General features: G+C 66.2%; 15 protein-coding genes and 1 pseudogene. 12 read left to right on the top strand and 4 right to left on the bottom strand.

Going from position 1 to position 21,615, the window contains the following annotated elements:
- From ACVOLO_RS02375 to ACVOLO_RS02340, 8 genes and pseudogenes are all read left to right on the top strand, one after another.
- A pseudogene (locus ACVOLO_RS02375) lies at positions 1-254 on the top strand (hypothetical protein); the annotation flags it as partial.
- Between the two features lie 75 nt (positions 255-329).
- Positions 330-557 (top strand): Sec-independent protein translocase subunit TatA, encoded by a 228-nt coding sequence (gene tatA / locus ACVOLO_RS02370; RefSeq protein ID WP_481568671.1) that lies wholly within the window; start codon positions 330-332, stop codon positions 555-557.
- A gap of 15 nt (positions 558-572) precedes the next feature.
- On the top strand, positions 573-1,043 hold the full coding sequence (tatB, locus tag ACVOLO_RS02365; protein ID WP_481568670.1) for a Sec-independent protein translocase protein TatB: 471 nt from the start codon (positions 573-575) through the stop codon (positions 1,041-1,043).
- Positions 1,040-1,789, top strand: coding sequence for a twin-arginine translocase subunit TatC (gene tatC, locus ACVOLO_RS02360; RefSeq protein WP_481568669.1), 750 nt, complete (start codon positions 1,040-1,042; stop codon positions 1,787-1,789). Before tatB ends, tatC begins: the two co-directional genes overlap by 4 nt.
- Before the next feature lie 102 nt (positions 1,790-1,891).
- Complete coding sequence (locus tag ACVOLO_RS02355; protein WP_481568668.1) at positions 1,892-5,482, top strand: hybrid sensor histidine kinase/response regulator; 3,591 nt, start codon at positions 1,892-1,894, stop codon at positions 5,480-5,482.
- Positions 5,467-6,333 (top strand): CheR family methyltransferase, encoded by an 867-nt coding sequence (locus ACVOLO_RS02350; RefSeq protein WP_481568667.1) that lies wholly within the window; start codon positions 5,467-5,469, stop codon positions 6,331-6,333. The genes ACVOLO_RS02355 and ACVOLO_RS02350 overlap by 16 nt, the downstream gene beginning before the upstream one ends.
- Positions 6,330-6,911 (top strand): chemotaxis protein CheB, encoded by a 582-nt coding sequence (locus ACVOLO_RS02345; RefSeq protein WP_481568666.1) that lies wholly within the window; start codon positions 6,330-6,332, stop codon positions 6,909-6,911. The genes ACVOLO_RS02350 and ACVOLO_RS02345 overlap by 4 nt, the downstream gene beginning before the upstream one ends.
- Complete coding sequence (locus ACVOLO_RS02340) at positions 6,902-7,900, top strand: diguanylate cyclase domain-containing protein (protein ID WP_481568665.1); 999 nt, start codon at positions 6,902-6,904, stop codon at positions 7,898-7,900. The genes ACVOLO_RS02345 and ACVOLO_RS02340 overlap by 10 nt, the downstream gene beginning before the upstream one ends.
- 54 nt (positions 7,901-7,954) lie before the next feature.
- Here ACVOLO_RS02340 and ACVOLO_RS02335 read toward each other — a convergent pair whose 3' ends face one another.
- From ACVOLO_RS02335 to ACVOLO_RS02320, 4 genes are all read right to left on the bottom strand, one after another.
- Entirely contained in the window at positions 7,955-8,860 is a 906-nt protein-coding gene (locus tag ACVOLO_RS02335; protein ID WP_481568664.1) for a BPSS1780 family membrane protein, read from the bottom strand.
- Between the two features lie 374 nt (positions 8,861-9,234).
- Complete coding sequence (locus ACVOLO_RS02330; RefSeq protein ID WP_481568663.1) at positions 9,235-9,768, bottom strand: 2'-5' RNA ligase family protein; 534 nt, start codon at positions 9,766-9,768, stop codon at positions 9,235-9,237.
- Positions 9,765-10,493, bottom strand: a complete 729-nt coding sequence (locus ACVOLO_RS02325) for a glutamine amidotransferase (RefSeq protein ID WP_481568662.1) — start codon at positions 10,491-10,493, stop codon at positions 9,765-9,767. The genes ACVOLO_RS02330 and ACVOLO_RS02325 overlap by 4 nt, the downstream gene beginning before the upstream one ends.
- A complete protein-coding gene (locus ACVOLO_RS02320; protein ID WP_481568661.1) occupies positions 10,490-12,310 on the bottom strand; it encodes a GspE/PulE family protein in 1,821 nt (606 codons plus the stop codon). The genes ACVOLO_RS02325 and ACVOLO_RS02320 overlap by 4 nt, the downstream gene beginning before the upstream one ends.
- A gap of 76 nt (positions 12,311-12,386) precedes the next feature.
- Between ACVOLO_RS02320 and glyQ the strand changes: the two genes are divergently transcribed.
- The 4 genes from glyQ (at position 12,387) to ACVOLO_RS02300 (ending at position 21,497) form a co-directional block, all read left to right on the top strand.
- Positions 12,387-13,298 carry a glycine--tRNA ligase subunit alpha gene (gene glyQ, locus ACVOLO_RS02315; RefSeq protein WP_481568660.1) on the top strand — a complete coding sequence of 304 codons (912 nt, stop codon included), beginning with the start codon at positions 12,387-12,389 and terminating at the stop codon, positions 13,296-13,298.
- A complete protein-coding gene (gene glyS, locus ACVOLO_RS02310; protein WP_481568659.1) occupies positions 13,295-15,466 on the top strand; it encodes a glycine--tRNA ligase subunit beta in 2,172 nt (723 codons plus the stop codon). Before glyQ ends, glyS begins: the two co-directional genes overlap by 4 nt.
- Before the next feature lie 383 nt (positions 15,467-15,849).
- Positions 15,850-17,637 carry an autotransporter assembly complex protein TamA gene (locus ACVOLO_RS02305; protein WP_481568658.1) on the top strand — a complete coding sequence of 596 codons (1,788 nt, stop codon included), beginning with the start codon at positions 15,850-15,852 and terminating at the stop codon, positions 17,635-17,637.
- Positions 17,638-17,681: 44 nt separating this feature from the next.
- Positions 17,682-21,497 carry a translocation/assembly module TamB domain-containing protein gene (locus ACVOLO_RS02300; protein WP_481568676.1) on the top strand — a complete coding sequence of 1,272 codons (3,816 nt, stop codon included), beginning with the start codon at positions 17,682-17,684 and terminating at the stop codon, positions 21,495-21,497.
- Positions 21,498-21,615 lie beyond the last annotated feature (118 nt).

Genomic DNA, 21,615 nt, shown 5'->3' with positions numbered 1-21,615 from the left:
CCGTGTACAAAACAACCTCCGCGGCCCGCCCCACGCTGGGCCCGCCGGGCCGCGGGGCGCGGGGGGCGGCTTGGCCGCCCCGCGCCGAGCCGGTGAGCGTGCCGGCCCCTGTCGCAGCTGGCACCGATACCGCCACCGATACCGCCACTACCGCGCCGTTGCAGAACACCCCGGCAGAACCGGCACCGCAGCAGGGCTTCCAGCCGGTGAGCGAAGGTGAAATCCGCACCGAGTCGCTGGACGGCGACAACTGACCTTTGGCATAGCGATTGGCTCAGGCTGTGTGCGCTATGCTCGTCCATCTTCCCCACTAATTACGCGAGCAGATCATGGGCAGTTTCAGCATCTGGCACTGGTTGGTCGTGCTGGTCATCGTCCTGCTGGTGTTTGGCACCAAGAAGTTGACCAGCGGCGCCAAGGATCTGGGCAGTGCGGTCAAAGAGTTCAAAAAGGGCATGCGCGACGAGGACAAGCCGGCCGCACAGCTGGGCGACGAGTCGCGTGACGCCGACAAGAGCCGCGACAAGCAGGCTGAGCACGACAACCAAGCGCGTTGATCCGGAGTTCCGGGCGTGTTTGATATCGGCTTCAGCGAGCTGCTGTTGATTGCGGTGGTTGCGTTGGTGGTACTGGGTCCGGAGCGCCTGCCCAAGGCGGCGCGGTTTGCCGGCCTGTGGGTGCGCCGTGCCCGCAACCAGTGGGATTCGGTAAAGCAGGAGCTGGAACGCGAACTGCACGCCGAGGAAATCAAACGCAACCTGCAGGATGTACGCCAGTCGATGCAGCAGGCCGAAACCGAACTGCGTGACCAGGCCAGGCAGGTACGCGATGGCGCCGATGCCTTCCAGCAGGAAGTGCAGCAGCACGACGTTCAAGCGCATGACCTGCCTGCGCCAGCCGAAGGCGAGCGGGTGATCGAACCGCGGCCGATCAAACCGGCAGCGGCATTGCCGCCGGAGATGGCCAACCGCGCCAGCGCAGAACAAACCCCGGTTGCGCCTGCCGATGTGGCCGCACCCGCCACCCCGGAGCGGCCGCAATGAGCGCCACCGATTCCAACGAAAGCCCGCTGATCGAGCACCTGATCGAACTGCGCGCGCGGCTGGTGCGTGCGCTGATGGGGCTGGGCGTGGTGCTGCTGGCCCTGCTGCCGTTCTCACGCACGCTCTATACGCACCTAGCCACGCCACTGATAGCGCAGCTGCCGGCCGGGCAATCGATGATTGCCACCAATCCGGCCGGTGCGTTCTTCGCACCGTTGAAGCTGACCTTCTTCACCGCCGTGTTCGTGGCCGTGCCGTGGCTGCTGTACCAGGCTTGGGCATTCGTGGCGCCGGGGTTGTATGCACGCGAAAAGCGCCTGGCGCTGCCGTTGCTGGGGTCGGCGATGGCGCTGTTCTACATCGGCTGCGCGTTTGCCTACTTCCTGGTGCTGCCGGCGGTGTTTCACTTCCTCACCACCTTTCGCCCGGAAGTGATCGCCATCACGCCCGATGCCACGGCGTACCTGGATTTCGTGCTGGCCATCTTCTTTGCCTTTGGCGCCAGTTTTGAACTGCCGGTGGCGATGGTGATCCTGGTGCTGCTGGGCTGGGTAACACCGCAGCAACTGCGCGAAGGCCGCGGCTACGCGATCGTGGGCATCTTCGTGCTGGCAGCGGTGCTGACCCCGCCGGATGTGGTCTCGCAGCTGATGCTGGCCATCCCCATGTGTGTGCTCTACGAGTTGGGCATCCATGCTTCGCGCTGGCTGCTGCCGCGCGACCAGGACAAGACCGCAGCTTCCTGAATAGCCAGATTCGGCGTATGCGGGTGTTCTGAGTTACCTTTTTGGCCATCGGAACTGCGCGTTTTATCGGGCAGGCTTGGGAACAGCCAGGGGAATTCCCGCATGACGCAACACAAAGGCAGCTGGATCAACAACGTTTCTCTGCTGGGCAAGATGCTGGCCGCCTTCGGGTTGGTGTTCCTCTGCTTCCTGGCGACCAGCGTGGTCAGCTACCGCACGTCCGGACAGGACGATGAGGCACGCCGGCACGAAGCCCAGAAGATGGAAGTGGTCCGGCAGGTGGAAGTGGCAATCCAGGCGGTGCGCCTGCAGCAGATTGCCATCCGCAATCATCTGCTCGGCAGCGGCCCGCAGGAGCTGGCAACGCTGGACAAGCAGCGTGAACGCCGCGACGAAGCCCTGCAGGCGGCCATTGCCGCCGGTGACAGGGCGCAGGTGGAACGGCTCCAGCGCACCCAGATGCAGGCAAGTGCGTGGGATGCCGAAGTGACGGAAGCGTTGCGCGGCATGGACGCAGGCAGTGACCAGCTGACGCCGTTGCAGCGCCTGGAGATGGTAAGCAGTACCGGCCAGGGCAACGCGCTGGCCGATGCGCTGGACGGCATCTACAACTCGGAACTGACCCTGCTGCTGGAAGAGCGTGGTCGCATGAGCGACTGGATCAGCCGTGCCCATTCGATTTCGCTGCTGCTGCTGGTGGCCGGCTTCCTGATCATCATCGGCACGCTGTGGATGATCTCGCGGCTGGTGGTGCGGCCGATCAACCGCCTTACCGAAAAGATGACGCGCCTGTCCAATGATGATCTGGACGTGGCGATCAACGGCCTGGAGCGCGGCGATGAGATTGGCGCCATCGCCCGCGCGCTGGATGTATTCCGTCGCAACTCGCTGGCCTCGCGTGATGCCAACTGGGTCAAGCTCAGTGTCGGCGAGGTCAATGCCGCGCTGCAGGCCATGCAGACACCCGACGACTACGCGCAGGCGCTGATTTCGCAGATCGCGCCGCGCATCGACGCAGCCATCGGCGTGTTTTTCGTGTTCGACGAGCAGGAACAGGAACTGCGCCTGCAGGGCAGCTATGGTTTCCAGCGGCGCAAGCACCTGGGCCTGCGCTATGGGCTGGGCGATGGCCTGATCGGCCAGGCGGCAATGGAACGCAAGCGCATCAGCGTGCAGCAGGTGCCGGACGAATTCTTCGGTGTGCATTCGGCGCTGGGCGAAGCGCAGCCCAATATGCTGGTGGCGGTGCCCCTGTTGTTGAAGGACCGGCTGCTGGGCATGCTGGAGTTCGGCACCTTCGGCCAGTTCACCGCGACCCAGGAGGCCTTCCTGGACAGCGTGCTGGCGCCGGCGGCACTGGGCCTGGACAACATCCGCCGTGCCGACGAAACCCAGCTGCTGCTTGAGCACACCCGCGCCCAGGCCGAGGAGCTGCAGCGTTCGCAGGTGGCCCTGCAGGCACAGGAAGAGGAACTGCGCGCCACCAACGAAGAGCTGCAGGGCAAGACCGTGGAGCTGGAGGAACACGCCCAGCGCCTGTCCGCATCGGAAGAAGAACTGCGCGTGCAGGCCGAGGAACTGCAGGCCTCCAACGAAGAGCTGCGGCAGAAGACCGAGGTGCTCAACGAGCAGAAGGAAGTGCTGCAGGTGCTGCAGCGCGAGACCGAATTCAAGGCGCAGGAACTGGCACGCGCCAGCCAGTACAAGACCGACTTCCTGGCCAACATGTCGCACGAGCTGCGCACGCCGCTCAACAGCCTGTTGATCCTGTCCAAGGAACTGGCCGAGAACGAGAGCGGCCACCTGGATGCCGAGGAAGTGGAGGCCGCCGCGGTCATCCATGATTCCGGCTCCAACCTGCTGCGCCTGATCAACGACATTCTCGATCTGTCCAAGATCGAAGCCGGCAAGATGGATGTGTACCGCGAGGAAGTGCGGGTGGACGCACTCACCCGCGAAGTCAACCGGCACTTCCGCCACATGGCGATGGAAAGCCGCCTGGAGTTCACCATCGAGGTGGAGCCGACGGTGCCCGAATCGCTGGTCACCGACCGCTCCAAGCTGCAGCAGGTGCTCAACAACCTGCTGGGCAACGCGTTCAAGTTCACCCGCGAAGGCAAGGTGACCCTGCACCTGGCGATGGCCGATAGCGCGCTGCTCACCCGCGTGGGCGCGGCAGCCGACGAATCGCACCTGGCCTTGTCGGTGCGTGATACGGGCATTGGTATTCCCGAGGAGCGGCTGGAGTCCATCTTCGAGGCGTTCGAGCAGGTGGATTCCAGCACCAGCCGCCATTACGGCGGCAGTGGTTTGGGCCTGGCCATCGCGCGCCGCCTGGCGCAGTTGCTGGGTGGCCAGCTGGTGGTGGACAGCGAGCAGGACAAGGGCAGCTGCTTTGCCCTGGTGCTGCCGTTGTGGTCGGCCGTGGTCAGCGCGCTGCCGGCGCCGGTAGTCATCGAGCAGCGCCCCGCGCCCACACCGGCACGGGCGGCCACGGCACCGCTGATCGACTGGATTCCCGATGACCGCCATGCCATTGCGGCCGGTGAATCGGTCATCCTCACCATCGAGGACGACCCGGCCTTCGCCCGCATCCTGGTGGACCTGATCCGCCGCAAGGGGCACCGCGCGCTGGCCGCGGCCGATGGCGAGAGCGGCCTGGAACTGGCACGACGTTATCGCCCAACCGGCATCCTGCTGGACGTGATGCTGCCGGGCATGGACGGCTGGTCGGTGCTGCAGCATCTCAAGCATGACCCGGTCACCGCGGCGATCCCGGTGCACTTCATTTCCGCGGTGGACGAAGCGGCCAAGGGCGTGGCGCTGGGCGCGGTGGGTTACCTGACCAAGCCAGTGGACCGCAAGGCATTGATCGCTGCGTTCGACCACCTGCTCGATGTCGCCGGCAAGATCGTGCGCAAGCTGTTGCTGGTCGATGACGATGATGATTCGCGGCTGGCACTGACGCGCCTGCTGCAGGCGGACAATGTCGAAATCGACCAGGTCGCCTCGGGCGAGGAAGCGCTGGAGCGCATCGCCACGCACAGCTACGACTGCATCGTGCTGGACTTGAACCTGGGCGGGATTTCCGGGGTGGAGTTCCTGGAGCGGGCGGCCACGCTGGTGGCGGTGCCGCCGGTGGTGATCTATTCCGGCCAGGATCTCAGCCGCGAGGAAAGCCTCAAGCTGCGCCAGTACACCGACAGCATCGTGATCAAGGGCCAGCGTTCGCCCGAGCGCCTGCTCGATGAGGTGAGCCTGTTCCTGCACAGCATCGGCTCGCGCGGTGCCAATGCCACGCCGTCGGACGATCAACTGCTGGCCGGGCGCCAGGTGCTGCTGGTCGATGACGACATGCGCAACCTGTTTGCATTGTCCAAATCACTGCGCGCGCGCGGCGTCACCGTAAGCATGGCCCAGGACGGCTACAAGGCGCTGCAGCAGTTGCAGGAAAACCCGGGCATCGAACTGGTGCTGATGGACATCATGATGCCGGGCATGGACGGCTACGAAACCACCCGTGAGATCCGCAAGCGCCCGGAATGGAGCAACCTGCCGATCATCGCCGTGACCGCCAAGGCCATGCACGGTGACCGCGACAAGTGCCTGGATGCCGGCGCCAACGATTACCTGACCAAGCCGGTGGACCTGGACAAGCTGTTGTCGATGATGCGTGTATGGCTGCAAAAGTAGGCCCTGTCGCGCCGGCCGGCCGCCGCGATGAAATCGACGACATCGAAGTGGATGGTTTCATCCAGGCGATGGCCCGACGCCACGGTTACGATTTCAGCGGCTACGCGCCGGCCTCGCTCAAACGGCGGGTGCAGGCGCTGGTGCAGTCGCTGGAGATCGCGCACGTCGGCGAGCTGACCGCGCGCGTGCTGCGCGACGATGCGATGGTGCCGCAGGTCATCGCCAAGCTGTCGGTGCCGGTGTCGGAAATGTTCCGCAACCCGGCGGTGTTCCGCAAACTGCGCGACGAAGTGTTCCCGGTGCTGGCGTCCTACCCGCAGATCAACATCTGGCAGGCCGGCTGCGCGCATGGGCAGGAGGTGTATTCGCTGGCCATCCTGCTCAAGGAAGCCGGGCTGTACGACCGCTGCCAGATCTTCGCCACCGATTTCAGCGACGAGGCGCTGGCGCGCGCGCAGGAAGGCATCTTCCCGATCCGCGACGCACGCCTGTATTCGGAGAACTACCTGGCCGCCGGTGGCCGCCACACGCTGTCGGACTACTACCACGCCCGCTACGATTTCATGAAGCTGGACGAGCGCTTGAAGAAGCGGGTGACATTCGCCAACCACAACCTGGTAGGCGATGGCGTGTTCTGCGAAGCGCAGCTGATCCTGTGCCGCAACGTGCTGATCTATTTTTCCGACGCGCTGCAGGACCGCGTGCTGGGCCTGTTCCGCAACAGCCTGAGCCGTGGCGGCATCCTGTGCCTGGGCAATCGCGAGTCGATCCGCTTTGCCCCCAGCGCACGGGATTTCGTGCCGCTGGACGCCGAGCTGCGGCTGTACCGCAACGCCGGAGGCACGCTGTGAGTTCGCCCGGGTCCGCGCCGGCGGAGATCGTGGTGGTGGGCTGCTCGGCCGGCGGGCTGTCGGCGCTGCATGTCCTGCTGGGCGGCCTGTCCGGGCCGCTGCGCGTACCGATGGTGGTGGTCTGCCACAGCGGCTCGGAAGACATGCGGGTGTTCTGCGAACTGCTGCAGAGCCGCAGCGGGCTGCCGGTGCAGGAGGCCGAGGAACGGCTGCTGCCCGCGCCAGGCTGCGTCTATGTCGCGCCTGCCGGCTACCACCTGCTGCTGGAGCGCGACCACCGCTTTGCATTGAGCGTGGACCCGCGCGTGACGTTCTCGCGGCCATCGATTGATGTGCTGTTTGAATCGGCCGCCGAAGTATGGCGGGAGGGCGTGCTGGCGGTGTTGTTGACCGGCGCCAACGCCGATGGTGCCGAGGGTTGTGCCAGGGTGCGCCGCGCCGGGGGCACCGTGGTGGTGCAGGACCCGGACACGGCACAGGTGCCGATGATGCCCGCCGCCGCGCTTGAACGGGCCGGCGCCGACCATTGCCTGCCGTTGCCGCAAATTTCTCTTTTGCTGGAATCGCTATGTTCGTGACCAAATCCACTGCCGTGCAACGGCCCAAGATCCTGGCCGTGGATGACAACCCGGCCAACCTGCTGGTGATCCGCCGTGTGCTGGCCAAGCTTGATGTCGATGTGGTGGAGGCATCGTCGGGCAACGACGCGCTCAAGGCCACGCTGGACGACGAGTTCGCGCTGGTGCTGCTGGATGTCTACATGCCGGACATCAACGGCTTTGAAGTGGCTGAAATCCTGTCACAGGAGGAAAGCACCCGGCAGACGCCGATCATCTTCGTCACCGCGACCTATGCCGATGACGTCCACCGGCTCAAGGGCTACGGCTTTGGCGCGGTGGACTACATGGCCAAGCCACTGGAAGCGACCATCCTGCTGTCCAAGGTGCAGGTGTTCCTGGAGCTGTACCGCCACCGCGTGGCGCTGCGTGATGCACTGGATGAACTGTCCGAGCGCAACCGGCAACTGGAGATCGAAGTCGAGCAGCGCAAGCACATGGAGCAGGAGATGCGGCACCTGGCCATGCACGACATGCTCACCGGGCTGCCCAACCGCGTGTTGTTCATGGACCGGCTGGAAAGTGCCCATCACCGTGCCGTGCGCCACGAGGGCAAGTTCGCCCTGGTCTATGTGGACGTGGACCGCTTCAAGGACGTCAACGACACCTGGGGCCACGCCGCCGGTGATGCCATGTTGATCGAGCTGGCCGCGCGGTTGCGCGGCACATTGCGCGAAAACGACACGGTCGCGCGCCTGGGCGGCGATGAATTCGCCCTGGTGCTGGAAGAGCTGGAGGACACGCAAGACGCCGAGCGGCTGCTGGAGCGCGTGCGCGCGGCCCTGCTGCCGCCGATGCACTACCTGCGCGATGGCGAGGAAGTCATCCTGCCCATCCGCGCCAGCATCGGCCTGGCCGCCTATCCGCACGATGGCGCCGAGGTGGATGCGCTGCTGCATGCCGCCGATCAGGCGATGTACCTGACCAAGCGCCGCCGCGATACCGCTTGAACCCAACCAGGCCGGGCTGCGAGCCCGGCCTGTGGTTCGGCAACATGCCCGGGCTCAGGCCTCGAAGATGTGGCCCGGTGGTTTTGCCGCTGGCGGCGTCCCGTTGCTGGCCGGGGCCAGCATCTGCTTCCAGGCCGCGTAGACGGCACCGGCGAACACCGGCATCAGCACCGCCATCAACAGCAACTGGGCAATAGCCAGCGCGGCCGCCTGGCCGGCGATCATGCCGACGATCAAGGCCACGATCATCACCGCGAAATAGATCGCGAAGATGGCGATGAAGGCCAGCACGAAGAACACCAGCATCGCCGGCAGGTTGTGGATGCTGGCACGCAGGCTCTGGCGCAGCGCCTGCACGCCGGTGCGGTTCTCGAACATCACCTGCGGCGGCATCACGAACAGTGCCAGGGTCAAGGCGGCAAACGTACCCAGCATCAGCGCCAGCCACAGCAGGATGCGGCCGGCCGGCAGCGTTGCCACCAGCGGTTCGATCTGCGCCGGGTCCGGCTGTGCGCCGGACTGGCTGATCTCGTTGATCTTGGTCATCACCTCGGACAGCTGCTGGAAGCCGGCCGGGCCGCCGACCAGCACGAACAGCAGGGCGCCGAGCACCAGCGCGGCAATCAGCTGCGGCAGCAGCGCCACCAGCAGATGCGGTGCCCGGCCTTCCTGCACGCCCTGCAGCAGGTGCACCGGACGCGCATGGCGGCCCTGGTCGACCTCGCGGATGGCCCACAACATGCCGCCCATGAACAACGGGCCGGCCAGGATCAGCAGAAACTGCAGCACCAGGCCCAGCGACGCCGGCGCCAGCACCGCCAGTGACAGCACCAGCGAAGTGCCCACGCCCCACAGCACGCCCAACAAGCCCAGCGCCAGCGGCGCCCGCTTGAGCAGGCCGAAGCCGGTCAGCAACCAATCCGCACCGGCAGAGGCCGGCACCTTGTGAATCTCGCTCATTGCAGTTCCGAAACAGGAGAGAGCGCCGGCAAGGCCGCAGACGCTGGCCGATTATCGCCCGAAACCCAGGCGGGGGGAGCCGGGAATGGGGATGAAGCCGGGAATCGGGAATGGGGATTCGCTGTAGAGGCCGGGAATCGGGAATCGGGAATGGGGATTGGGGATTGGGGATTCGTAAAAGCCGAAGCCGAAGCCGAAGCACCCTTCCCCAACCCTCCCCTTCGCTGCGCGAAAGGGAGGGGGCTGATTCCTGCAGTCGTTCGTATCCTGTGCGATCGCGGCGCTTGCTCCCTCCCTTTGCCGCAGGCAAGGGGAGGGTTGGGGAGGGGTAGTTTTGAAGTCGGCAGCACACCCCGCTGGGATTTCATCCCGGCCTAGGCAAGCCCCGGGCCGAAGCGACGCAGCAACGCGGGTCGTCCCTCCATCACCTGGTAGAGCGCCAGCTGCCCCAGCGTGAAGGTGTCGTCAGGGATAGATTCGGTCAGCAATTGTTCTTGTTGTACCGACGGAAGCTCGGCGGTGCACAGGCTGCAATGCGGCGTATAGGCGAAGCGGTGCGGGTGGAAGGCAAGGCTGCTGCCAGCCAAGGCGTGATGAAGTGCGATGAACGGCCCGGCATCGACCGGCGCTAGCCAGATCACCGGGCCACTCGCAAAGCGACGGATCGCTACGAAGCGTGAGGCCAACGGCAGGTGGGTTTCGGCAAGCCTTCGCAGTTGCTCGAATACGCGCGTTTGGGATTGACCGGCTACCAATGGTCCCAGTCCCGAAGATCCGGTGATGGTGATTTCTGCGGGAAAAGTCGCTAACCGGGCGTCGTAGCGGCGGCGCAGCGCCAATACCTGCGCGGCGACGGGGTCGGGCAGTTCCAGCACCACGTAGCAGGGGTGCTCGAGCGTGGGCTTCAATGGTGCTCGCTGCGCCGCACATGCCGCACAAACCGGCGCAGCAACTGCCGGGCCAGCGGCGCGGCGCTGACTTCGCGGGCGACGCTGCGGGCGCAGCCGCCGTGGCGGGCGATGCAGTCGGCGCGGGCGCGGACGTAGCCGCGCATGTGGTGGGTGGCGAATTCGGGGTGGAACTGCAGGCCCCAGGCCTGTTTGCCCCAGCGGAAGGCGTGGCAGTTGTCCTGCGCCGAGCGGGCCAGCACGGTGGCGCCGTCGGGCGCACGCAATACCGTCTGCAAGTGCGTGGCGTGGGCCGGGAAACTGGCCGGCAGGCCGCCGAACAGCGGGTCGGCCGATGCCGGCGCTTCCAGCTCCAGCACGATGGTGCCGGACTCGCGGCCGGCCGGATTGTAATCGACCTGCCCGCCCAGTGCGTGGGCCAGCAACTGGTGGCCGTAGCAGATGCCCAGCAGCGGCATGCCGTCGTGGGCGGCCTCGCGCAGCCAGTGCGCGCTGCGTTCGCTCCAGTCGGCGCGGTCGGTGACGAAGGCTGCCGAGCCGGTGACGATGGTTGCGGCAAATTCCGCACGGTCCGGCAGGGTTTCACCATGCTCGACGTTGACCACGACTGTCTCGGCCTGTTCCAGCCCGGCGGCGACGCGGATCCAGTGCGGGAAACGGCCGTAACGGCGCAGGGTCGGGAACGGTTGCCCGGTTTCAACGATCAAGAACGGCTGGGGCTTCATTCCGAGGGCGGCAGGACAGACAGGACTTCCTCGATTGTAGTCAGCCCTGCAGCCACCTTTTCAAGCCCGGTGCGGCGCAGGGTACGCAGCCCTTCGGTGCGTGCGGCGCGGCTGAATCCGGCCAGGTCCATGTCGCGGGTGATCAACGCGCGCAGCCGCGAACCCAGTGGCAGCAGCTCATACAGGCCAACGCGGCCCATGTAGCCGGTGCGCCGGCACTCCAGGCAACCCACCGGGGCATATGCGGTGACGACATCAGGTAATGCGTCATGGGCATCACGCAACGGCGCCCAGTCGGTGTCGCTGAGCGTGTCCGGCGCCTTGCAGTGCGGGCACAGCGTGCGCACCAGGCGCTGCGCCAGCACGCCGTTGACGGTGGAGGCGATCAGGTAATGCGGCACGCCCAGGTCGAGCAGGCGGGTGATGGCCGAGGGCGCATCGTTGGTGTGCAGCGTGGACAGCACCAGGTGGCCGGTCAGCGAGGCCTGCACCGCCATCTGCGCGGTTTCCAGGTCGCGGATTTCGCCGATCATGATTATGTCCGGGTCCTGGCGCAGCAGGGTGCGCACGCCGGAGGCAAAGTCCAGGTCGATGTTGGCCTGCACCTGCATCTGGTTGAACTCCGGCGCGATCATTTCGATCGGGTCTTCCACCGTGCACACGTTCACGTCCGGCGTGGCCAGGCGCTTGAGCGTGGAATACAGCGTGGTGGTCTTGCCCGAGCCGGTGGGGCCGGTGACCAGCACGATGCCGTGCGGGCGGGCGACCAGCTCGTTCCAGCCGGCTGCTTCTTCCGGGCTGAAACCCAGCTGCTCGATGCTCTTGAACGCCGAATCCGGGTCGAAGATGCGCATCACGCACTTTTCGCCGAACGCGGTGGGCATGGTGGACAGGCGCATTTCCACTTCGCGCCCACCCGGCGAGCGGGTCTTGATGCGGCCGTCCTGCGGGCGCCGACGCTCGGCCAGGTCCATGCGGCCCAGCACCTTCACCCGGCTGATCACCGCGGTCATCACCGACGGCGGCAGCTCGAACACCTTGTGCAGCACGCCGTCGATGCGGAAACGCACCCGGCCCATGTCGCGGCGCGGCTCCAGGTGGATGTCGCTGGCGCGCTGTTCATAGGCGTACTGCAGCAGCCAGTCGACGATGCTGACGACGTGGTGGTCGTCGGCGTTGACGTCGCCGGAGCTGCCCAGTTCCACCAGCTGCTCGAAGCTGGGCAGGCCGCTGCTGTTGCCGCCGTCGCGGGCGTCGCCACGGGCACCGCGCACCGAGCGGGTGACGCCGAAGAACTCCATCGAATAGCGGTGCAGGTCCAGCGGGTTGACCAGCACCAGGTCGATCCGGCGCCGGGTCAGGTGCTGCAGGTCCGGCACCCAGTCGCGGGCCATCGGCTCGCTGGTGGCCACCAGCACGCGCTCGCTGTCCACGGCCAGCGGCAGGATGCGGTGGCGGCGGGCATAGGCATGGGAAACCACCGCCGTGGCGGCGACCACGTCGACGCGGGTGGGGTCGATGCGCAGGTGGCGGGTATGGGTGCGGGCGGCCAGCCACTCGGTCAGCCGCTCCAGCGCCAGCTCGCCGGAAGCCGGCGGTGCGGCGGCCAGCTTCAGGTTGGCCAGCAGCACCAGCGGATGTACCTCGCTGGCGTTGCGCGCGCCCTGGGCGGAAAAGCGGATGCGCTCCTGGTCGTGCGCGGCCACCAAGCCATCGCCCAGCAGCGCCGAAGCGACATTGGAAAACTGCAGCCTTCCCGGGGCAATGGCCACCGGAATTGGCGGTATCTGCGCGCTGTGCGCGGCCTGCTGTTCCATCCCCGGTTCCTTGCTCGCGCGGCCGCCGCGCGGTCGGTCGCTATACTAGCGCACCCCTTTGCACGGCTCAGGCAGCATGTCCGCGACCCCCAACGTTCCGATTACCTTCCAGGGCCTGATCCAGACCCTCAACGAATACTGGGCAAAGCAGGGTTGCGTGTTGATCCAGCCGCTGGACCTGGAAGTGGGCGCCGGCACCTTCCACCCGGCTACCTTCCTGCGCTCGATCGGCCCGGAAAGCTGGAACGCCGCCTACGTGCAGCCCTCGCGCCGTCCCACCGATGGTCGTTACGGCGAAAACCCCAACCGCCTGCAGCGCTACTACCAGTACCAGGTGGCGATGAAGCCGAGCCCGGACAACATCCAGCAGCTGTATCTGGATTCGCTCAAGGCGCTGGGCATCGACCCGCTGGTGCACGACCTGCGCTTTGTCGAGGACAACTGGGAATCGCCGACGCTCGGCGCCTGGGGCCTGGGCTGGGAAGTCTGGCTCAACGGCATGGAAGTCACCCAGTTCACCTACTTCCAGCAAGCCGGCGGCCTGGAGTGCAAGCCGGTGCTGGGCGAGATCACCTACGGCCTGGAGCGGCTGTGCATGTACCTGCAGAACTGCGACAACGTCTATGACCTGATCTGGACCTACGGCCCGGACGGCACCCCGGTCAGCTATGGCGATGTCTACCACCAGAACGAGGTGGAGCAGAGCACCTACAACTTCGAGTACGCCGACGTGGAAGAAATGTTCCACCGCTTCGACGCCTGCGAGAAAGAAGCGCAGAAGCTGATTGAAGTGGGCCTGCCGTTGCCGGCCTACGAACAGGTCTGCAAGGCATCGCATTCGTTCAACCTGCTTGACGCGCGCCGCGCCATCTCGGTGACTGAGCGTCAGCGCTACATCCTGCGCGTGCGCGCGCTGGCCCAGGCCGTGGCCAAGTTGTACGAGGGCAAGCGCCTGGAAGCGGTGGCCGCCAAGGAGGTGCAGGCATGAGCATGCAACCGCTGCTGATCGAGCTGGGCGTGGAAGAGCTGCCGGTCAAGGCGCTGCCGGGTCTGGCGCAAGCCTTTTTTGATGGCGTGATCGACGGGCTGGCCAAGCGCGGCATCGCCTTCGAGCGCGACGACGCCAAGCCGCTGTCCACGCCGCGCCGCCTGGCCGTGCTGCTGCCGGGCGTGGAAACCGAACAGCCCGAGCAGCATTCGGAAGTGTTCGGCCCGTATTTGAATATCGCCCTGGATGCCAATGGTGAGCCGACCAAGGCGCTGCAGGGTTTTGCCGCCAAGGCCGGTATCAACTGGACCGCGCTGGAGCGCACCACCGACGCCAAGGGCGAGCGCTTTGTGTTGCGTTCGGTCAGCCCGGGCGCGAAGACCGCCGCGCTGCTGCCGGAGATCCTGCGCGAGGCCATCGCCGCCATGCCCATCCCCAAGCCGATGCGCTGGGGCAACCACGAATACGCCTTCGCCCGCCCGGTGCACTGGCTGGTGCTGCTGCACGGCAATGATGTGGTGGACGCCGAGCTGCTGGGCCTGAAATCCGACCGCATGAGCCGCGGCCACCGTTTCATGGCCGACAAGCAGGTGTGGTTGAGCAATCCGGGGGATTACATCCAGTCGCTGCAGGCCGCCAATGTGCTGGTCGATGCCGACGCACGCCGTGAGCGCATCGTCGCCGAGGTCAACGCCGCAGCGGCGCAGGCCGGCGGCGTGGCGCGCATCACCGAGGACAACCTGGAGCAGGTGGTCAACCTGGTCGAGTGGCCGGCAGCGGTGCTGTGCAGCTTCGAGCGCGAGTTCCTGGCCGTGCCGCAGGAAGCGTTGATCGAGACGATGGAGATCAACCAGAAGTTCTTCCCGGTGCTGGATGACAGCGGCAAGCTGACCGAGAAGTTCATCGGCATCGCCAACATCGAATCCAGGGACGTGGCCGAGGTTTCCAAGGGCTACGAGCGCGTGATTCGCCCGCGTTTCTCCGATGCCAAGTTCTTCTTTGACGAAGACCTGAAGCAGGGCCTGGTGTCGATGGGCGACGGTTTGAAGACCGTTACCTACCAGGCCAAGCTCGGCAGCGTGGCCGACAAGGTGCAGCGCGTGAGCGCGCTGGCGCAGGTCATCGCCACGCAGGTGGGCGCCGACCCGGTGCAGGCCAAGCGTGCCGCCGAGCTGGCCAAGAACGACCTGCAGTCGCGCATGGTCAACGAGTTCCCGGAACTGCAGGGCATCGCCGGTCGCCATTACGCGCTGGCCGGTGGCGAATCGCCGGCTGTGGCCTTGGCGATCGACGAGGCCTACCAGCCGCGCTTCGGCGGTGATGACATCGCACTGTCGCCGCTGGGCAAGGTGCTGGCGATTGCCGAGCGCCTGGATACGTTGGCCGGTGGTTTTGCCGCTGGCTTGAAGCCGACCGGCAACAAGGATCCGTTTGCGTTGCGCCGCAATGCTTTGGGCTTGGCGCGGACGGTGATTGAGTCGGGGTTTGATCTGGACTTGCGGCAATTGCTGCTGAGTTCGGCCTACGAAATCAGGAGTTCGACGGTTGCGCTGGAGGCCAACAGGGCGGTCGAGAAACTGAAGAAGCTTGAGGTCGAAGGCATCGACACCAAGTCGGCAGCTGTGACGCCGCTGGCTGAAGAACCTGAGACGCTGGCTCAAGAACTCTACGACTTCATCATCGACCGCCTGAAGGGCTACTACGCCGACAAGGGCGTGCCGGCCACGCACTTCAATGCCGTGGCCGAATTGAAGCCGGCCTCGCTGTACGACTTCGACCGCCGCATCGATGCCATCGGCACGTTTGCCCAGTTGCCGGAAGCTGAAGCACTGGCGGCAGCCAACAAGCGCATCCGCAACATCCTGCGCAAGGCCGAAGGCGATATTCCGGGCAGCATCGATGCATCGTTGCTGCGCGAGCCGGCTGAAAGCGAACTGGCCGAAGCCGTGGCCGCGGCCATCGATGACACCGGCGCCGCACTGGCACAGAAGGACTACGTGGCCGTGCTCGGCCGCCTGGCCCGCCTGCGCCCGCAGGTGGACGCGTTCTTCGACAACGTCATGGTCAACGCCGAAGACCTTGCACTGCGCGGCAACCGCCTGGCGCTGCTGCGCACCCTGGGCGACCGCCTGGGCAGCGTGGCCGCCATCGAGCACCTGTCCAGCTGATTGCGCACTGCGGATGCTGTTGCAACGAAGGCCCGCGCAAGCGGGCCTTCGTTTTTGCCTGTTCTGAAAGATGACGCGCGCTGCGCATGGCTGCATGGAATCGCCGCGCAGGAGCGGCCTTGGCCGCGAAACCAGCGAATCTGAAGGCACGCACTATCCGCATCGGACAAGGCCGGCGCGGCAGGGTGCAGGCTTTTGCGCGAACATTGTGAGCTTCGCGGCCAAGGCGGCTCCTGCGCAGGCTTGCTGCTGCACGTCGTCGGGTGGGCTTGCTCGCTTGCACCCGGCTTGCCGCAGGGCGCAGGAGATTTGGCGCAATAGCTGTTGTTGCGTTACAGCATTGTGATTTTGCTGGTCATGTTTAGCCCGGTATCCTGCTCGCCATGCAGCCATCCCGAATCGCACGTTCACTCCTGATTGCCACGTTGTTTTTGGCAGCGCCCCTCGCCCATGCCCGTGGCACCGTCCAGAAGGTGGACATCAAGGGGCTGGACAAGGGCGATGATGCCGCGCTCCTTGAAAACATCGAGGTCTCGCTGTCGCTGTACGACGCAATCGGCAAGGTCCAGGGCGAATCGCGGCTGGAGTACCTGCTCTCGCAGGCCGAGCGGCAGACCCGGCAGGCGCTGGAGCCGTTCGGCTACTACAACCCCACCATCACCGTGGAGGCCCCGCGCGAGGGCGACAACCTGCGGGTGGTGATCCAGGTGGACAAGGGGCAGCAGATCAAGGTGCGGCAGGAGGAAGTGGTCATCACCGGCCCGGCCTCGCGCGACCGCTACCTGCAGGATGACCTGGAGGCGTTCACGCCAAAACAGGGGCAGGCGTTCGACTCGGTGAGTTACGAGGCCAGCAAGGTCACCATCACCCGGCGGCTGGCCGAGCGTGGCTATTTCGACGCCGATTTCACCCAGCGCAAGGTGGAAGTCACCCGGGCCGAGAACGCGGCCGATATTTTCCTCAGCTGGGACAGTGGCCGCCGTTACAACATGGGGGCCATCGCCTTCGAGGAAGACTACTTCCGCCCGGGCCTGTTCGACCCGCTGGTGTACTGGAAAGAGGGCAGCTACTGGCACGAGGGCAAGCTGGACCGCCTGCGCGAGTCGCTGACCAAGCTCGACTATTTCAGCGTCATCGACATCCAGCCGCACCCCGAACAGGCCAATGAAAACGGCGATGTGCCGGTGAACGTGAAGCTGACCAAGGCCAAGCGCACCATCTACACCGCCGGTGTCAGCTACGGCAGCGAGAGCGGCGCCGGTGTGCGCGGCGGCGTGGAGCGCCGCTACGTCAACCGTCGTGGCCACAAGCTCAACACGCAGCTGGATTACGCGCAGCGGCGCAAGAGCCTGATCACCAGCTACCGCGTGCCGGGCTTCCGCTGGCTGGATGGCTGGTACACCTACGCGATCAGCGCCTATGACGAGCAGACCGACTACATCGACCTGCGCAACGTCAAGCTCATCGCCAGCCGCAGCGGCGAGATCAACGAGTTCTGGACCGCCATCGTGTCGATGAACGCACTGCGCGAGCGTTGGGGCTACAACACCGGCAACGGCCAGAACCGGACGGAGTACCAGTACTCCACGCTGGTCTACCCGCAGTTGACCGCCGATTACGTCAACGTGGACGACGAGGGCTTCCCGCGCAGCGGCATCAGCGGCAACGCCACCATGCGCGGCGGCATTGAAGGGGCCGGTTCGGACACCAGCTTTGTCCAGGCTGACATGACGCTGCGCTGGTACATCCCGGTGGGCAACGCCGACCGCCTGATCCTGCGCGGCCAGGCCGGCACCACCTGGACCAGCGACCTGGTGTCGATGCCGCCGAGCCTGCGCTACTTCGCCGGTGGTGACCGCTCCATCCGTGGTTACGCCTACCGCGAAGTGGGCCCGCGCACGCCGCCGCCGGACAAGTACGCGCTGGGTGCCAAGCACCTGGTGGTCGGCTCGGCCGAGTACGAGCACTACTTCAACGGCGGCCCGTGGGGCGCGGCGGTGTTCGTCGACACCGGCAGTGCCTTTGACAACACCATCGACCTGCACACCGGCGTGGGCCTGGGCGTGCGCTGGAAATCCCCGGTGGGGCCCGTCCGCATCGACATCGCCCGTGGTTTGAACAGCCCGGATTCGGCCTTCCAGCTGTACCTGAACATCGGAGCTGACCTGTGAGCCGCCGCCCTGATGAGGTAAGCCCCGAAGAGCGCGAAGCGCGTATCGCCGAACTGCGCGCCAGGCGCAAGGCGCGCCTGCGCAAGCTGGCCGTGCGCAGCGGCATCACCCTCACCGCGCTGGTGTTGCTGGGCTTGTTTGCACTGTATTGGCTGCTGCAGACCGTGGCCGGGCGCGAGGTGCTGCTGGCGCAGGTGGTGGCGCGCCTGCCGGCCAATTCGTCGCTGACCTGGAGCAAGGCCGATGGCCCCTTGGCCGGGCCGCTGATCCTGCACGACCTCGACTTCCGCTACGAAGACCTGCATTTCACCGCCAAACAGGCCTACCTGGACCCGGACATCCGCCCGCTGCTGGGCCGCAAGCTGCGCCTGGACGCGCTGCGCATCACCGATGCCACGCTGGAACTGGGGCCGTCGGAAGACACGCCTTTCGAGCTGCCCAACTGGCCGGATGTGCTGCCGGCCATCGAACTGCCGCTGGCCCTGCAGGCCGACACCATCGTGGTCGATGGCCTGCGCATCAGCCAGATGCAGGCGCCGGTGATCGACATCACCCGCATCCGCGGCGGGCTGGAAGCGGCCGATGGCGAGTTCCGCGCCACCCAGATCAAGGTCAACAGCAACCTGGGTGATTTCCGCATCGACGGCCATTACCTGCCGCGCAACGATTACGAAACCGACCTCACCGTGCGCGCGCTGATGCCGGCGCGCCCCGGCCAGCCCGCGGCACGGCTGGGCCTGGTGGCGCGTGGCGACCTGGCGCACATGGAAGTGGCGCTGGCCGGCTACGCACCCAAGCCGCTGCATGCCAGCCTGATCCTGGATGGCCGCAGCGACCCGGTGTGGAATGTTGCCGCGCGTTCGGAAGCGCTGGACCTGGGGCAACTGGTGCCGGCGCAGTTCATGGCCGAAGCCCCCGCGCCGCTGGCGCTGGATTTCACCGCGCGTGGCCGTGGCGGCCAGGCGCAGTTGCAGGGGCGGGTACGCCAGGGGGGGAACGAACTGGTGCTGGCGCCGTCCAACGTCGCCATCGACAAGCAGGTGTTGACGGTTGCACCGCTGGTGGCCGAGGTCTTCGGTGGCAGCGTGCGGCTGCAGGGCACCGCTGATTTCAGTGATGCGCAGAACCCCGGCTTCCGCTTTGCGGTGGTGGCCAACCAGCTGACCTGGACACCCGCGCCGGATCCCACCGCGCCGGACAGCGCGCCGCCGGTGCCGATGCACCTGAAGGAAGCGCGGCTGGGCGTGGCCGGCAATCTCAAGAACTGGGCGGCAATCGGCAAGGCCGATGTGGCCCGCGAAGCGCAGGACGCCAGCCTCGATTTCGACGTGCGCGGCAACGACCAGCAGGCTCGCATCGAACAACTCAAGGCGACCACGCCGGGTGGTTCGCTGGACCTGACCGGCTCCGCCGCCTGGGCGCCGGCCGTGAGCTGGGAAGTGGATGCCACGCTGGCCAGCTTCGACCCCGGTTACTTCCTGCCGGGCTGGGAAGGCAACCTGTCCGGCGCGCTGGCTTCCACCGGCAAGCAGCTGCCGTCGCCGGCCGGCACCGACGAGATGCGCTTTGAAGCCACCGTGGACATGCCGCAGCTCAAGGGCAGGCTGCGTGGCCGCAGCGTGGATGCACGCGCCAAGATTGCGCTGCAGGGCACCCAGGGCGAAGGCGACGTGCGCCTGGTGGTGGGCGAGAGCCGCATCGAAGCCAAGGGCAAGGTCGGCCAGCGCCTGGATGTGGATGCACAGCTGGAGCCGTTGCACCTGGCCGATCTGTTGCCGGGGGCCAGTGGCAGCCTGGCGGGCACATTGCGGCTGCGGGGCACACCGGAGCAGCCGGACATCACCGCCGACCTGCAGGGCAATGGCCTGCAGTGGGATGACTGGAAGGCCGGCCAGGTCAGCATCAACGGCCAACTGCCGTGGAAGGGCGACAACGGCAGCCTGCAGTTGCAGGGCAGTGCGGTGGAAGTGGGCATGCTGCTGGACAGCGTGCGCGTGGATGCGCGCGGCAGTGTGCAGAACCTGCGCCTGGAGGCCGACACTCGCAACGAGCTGGGGGCAATTGCACTGGGCGGCAGCGTGCGTCAGGCCGGGCAGGCGTGGCGTGGCGAACTGGCGTCGCTGCGGATTGCGCCGGTCAAGGGCGCGTCCTGGCAACTGCGGCAGCCGGCGGATTTCAACGTGCAGGGCAGCAGTTTCACCCTGGGCGATGCCTGCCTGGGTTCGGAAACCGGCGGCGCACTGTGCGTGAGCGCCAACTGGCCGCGTGAGGGCCTCAAGTTGCGTGGCGATGCCTTGCCGCTGGCACTGGTGCAACCGTGGCTGCCGCCGAACGAAGGCCGCCGCCTGTACCTGCGTGGCGAAGTCACCCTGGATGGCGAGCTTCGTCCGCGCGGCAACACATTCGAGGGTGGTTTCAAGGTGGCCTCGGCAGAGGGCGGTATCCGCCTGGGCGACAACGCCCGCGGTGAGCTGGTGCGCTATGACCACTTCTCGCTCAACGTGGACCTGCTGCCGAACAGCATCAAGGGCTATCTCGGTGTTGGTTTCCAGGGCGACGGCTTTGTCGATGCCAAGGTGCAGACCGGCTGGGAGCCGGGGGCCGCGCTCAACGGCGAGCTGTATCTCAACATGTCACGGCTGTACTGGCTGGAGTTGTTCTCGCCGGACCTGGTGCGGCCCAAGGGCTTGATCGAAGGCCACGTGAGCCTGCGTGGCACCCGTTCGCAGCCGACCCTGGGCGGTGACGCCAAGCTCAGTGACTTCACCGGCGAACTGCCTGCGCTGGGCCTGACCCTGAGCGAAGGCGCCGCCACCTTCATCGCCCAGCCTGACGGTTCGGCGCGCATCAACGCCTCGGCAAAGACCGGCGGTGAGGGGGCGTTGAAGGTGGATGGCGGACTGTCGTGGTTTGGCGACGCCCAGCCGCTGCAGCTGCATATCTCCGGTGACAAGGTGCTGTTGTCCAACACCAGCGAACTGCGCGTGGTGGCCAACCCGGACCTGAACTTCACCCTGGCCGGCACCGCGATGGAACTGCGTGGCAGCGTGCATGTGCCCGAGGCCGACCTGGACCTGGAGCGCCTGGACCTGGGCACGTCCGTGTCCGAGGACGTGGTGGTGCTGGACCCGGTGGACCCGGAAGAAGGCCCGTCCTCGCCGCTGGACATGGACCTGACCGTCAGCCTTGGCGACAAGGTCAAGATGACCGGCTTTGGCCTGAAGGGCGCGTTGACCGGGCGCATGCAGGTGCGTGCACGGCCCGGCCGCGAGATGACCGCCAACGGCGGGCTGGAAGTGAGCGGCCGCTACAAGGCCTACGGCCAGGACCTGACCATCACCGACGGCCAGCTGCTGTGGAACTACGGCATCGTTTCGGACCCGCGCATCAACATCAAGGCCGAGCGTGAGATCGGCGACATCACCGCCGGCATCCACGTCACCGGCCGCGCGCAGGCGCCGAAGGTGGACGTGTGGTCGGACCCGGCGATGTCGCAATCCGAGTCGCTGGCCTACCTGGTGCTGGGCCGCAGTTTGAGCATGGCCAGCAGCGACCAGGCACAGCAGGTCAACGCGGCGTCGGCGGCGTTGTCGGCGGGCAGCGGGCTGCTGGCAGCGCAGGTCGGCGCCAAGCTGGGCCTGGATGATGCCGGCGTCAGCCAGTCGCGCGCGCTGGGCGGTTCGGTGATCGGCGTGGGCAAATACATCACGCCCAAGCTCTACGTGGGCTATGGCGTGTCGTTGGTCGGCAGCGGCTCGGTGCTGACGCTGAAATACCTGCTGCGCCGCGGCTTCGACATTGAAGTGGAATCGTCCACGGTGGAAAACCGCGGCTCGGTGAACTGGCGCACGGAGAAGTAACGCGCGTCATTGGCGGATGTTCAAGGGCCGACGGATGCCAGGAGGGTGGGGTGGCCATGCAGCATTGCCACCCGAAAGGGACCACAAGAAAAGTTGGTCGAAGTGCGGTGAACCTGCA

The organism is Stenotrophomonas sp. STEN056, from assembly GCF_056759635.1.
Note: the sequence above shows the minus strand (reverse complement) of the source record. Positions and strands in the feature narration are given on the sequence as shown.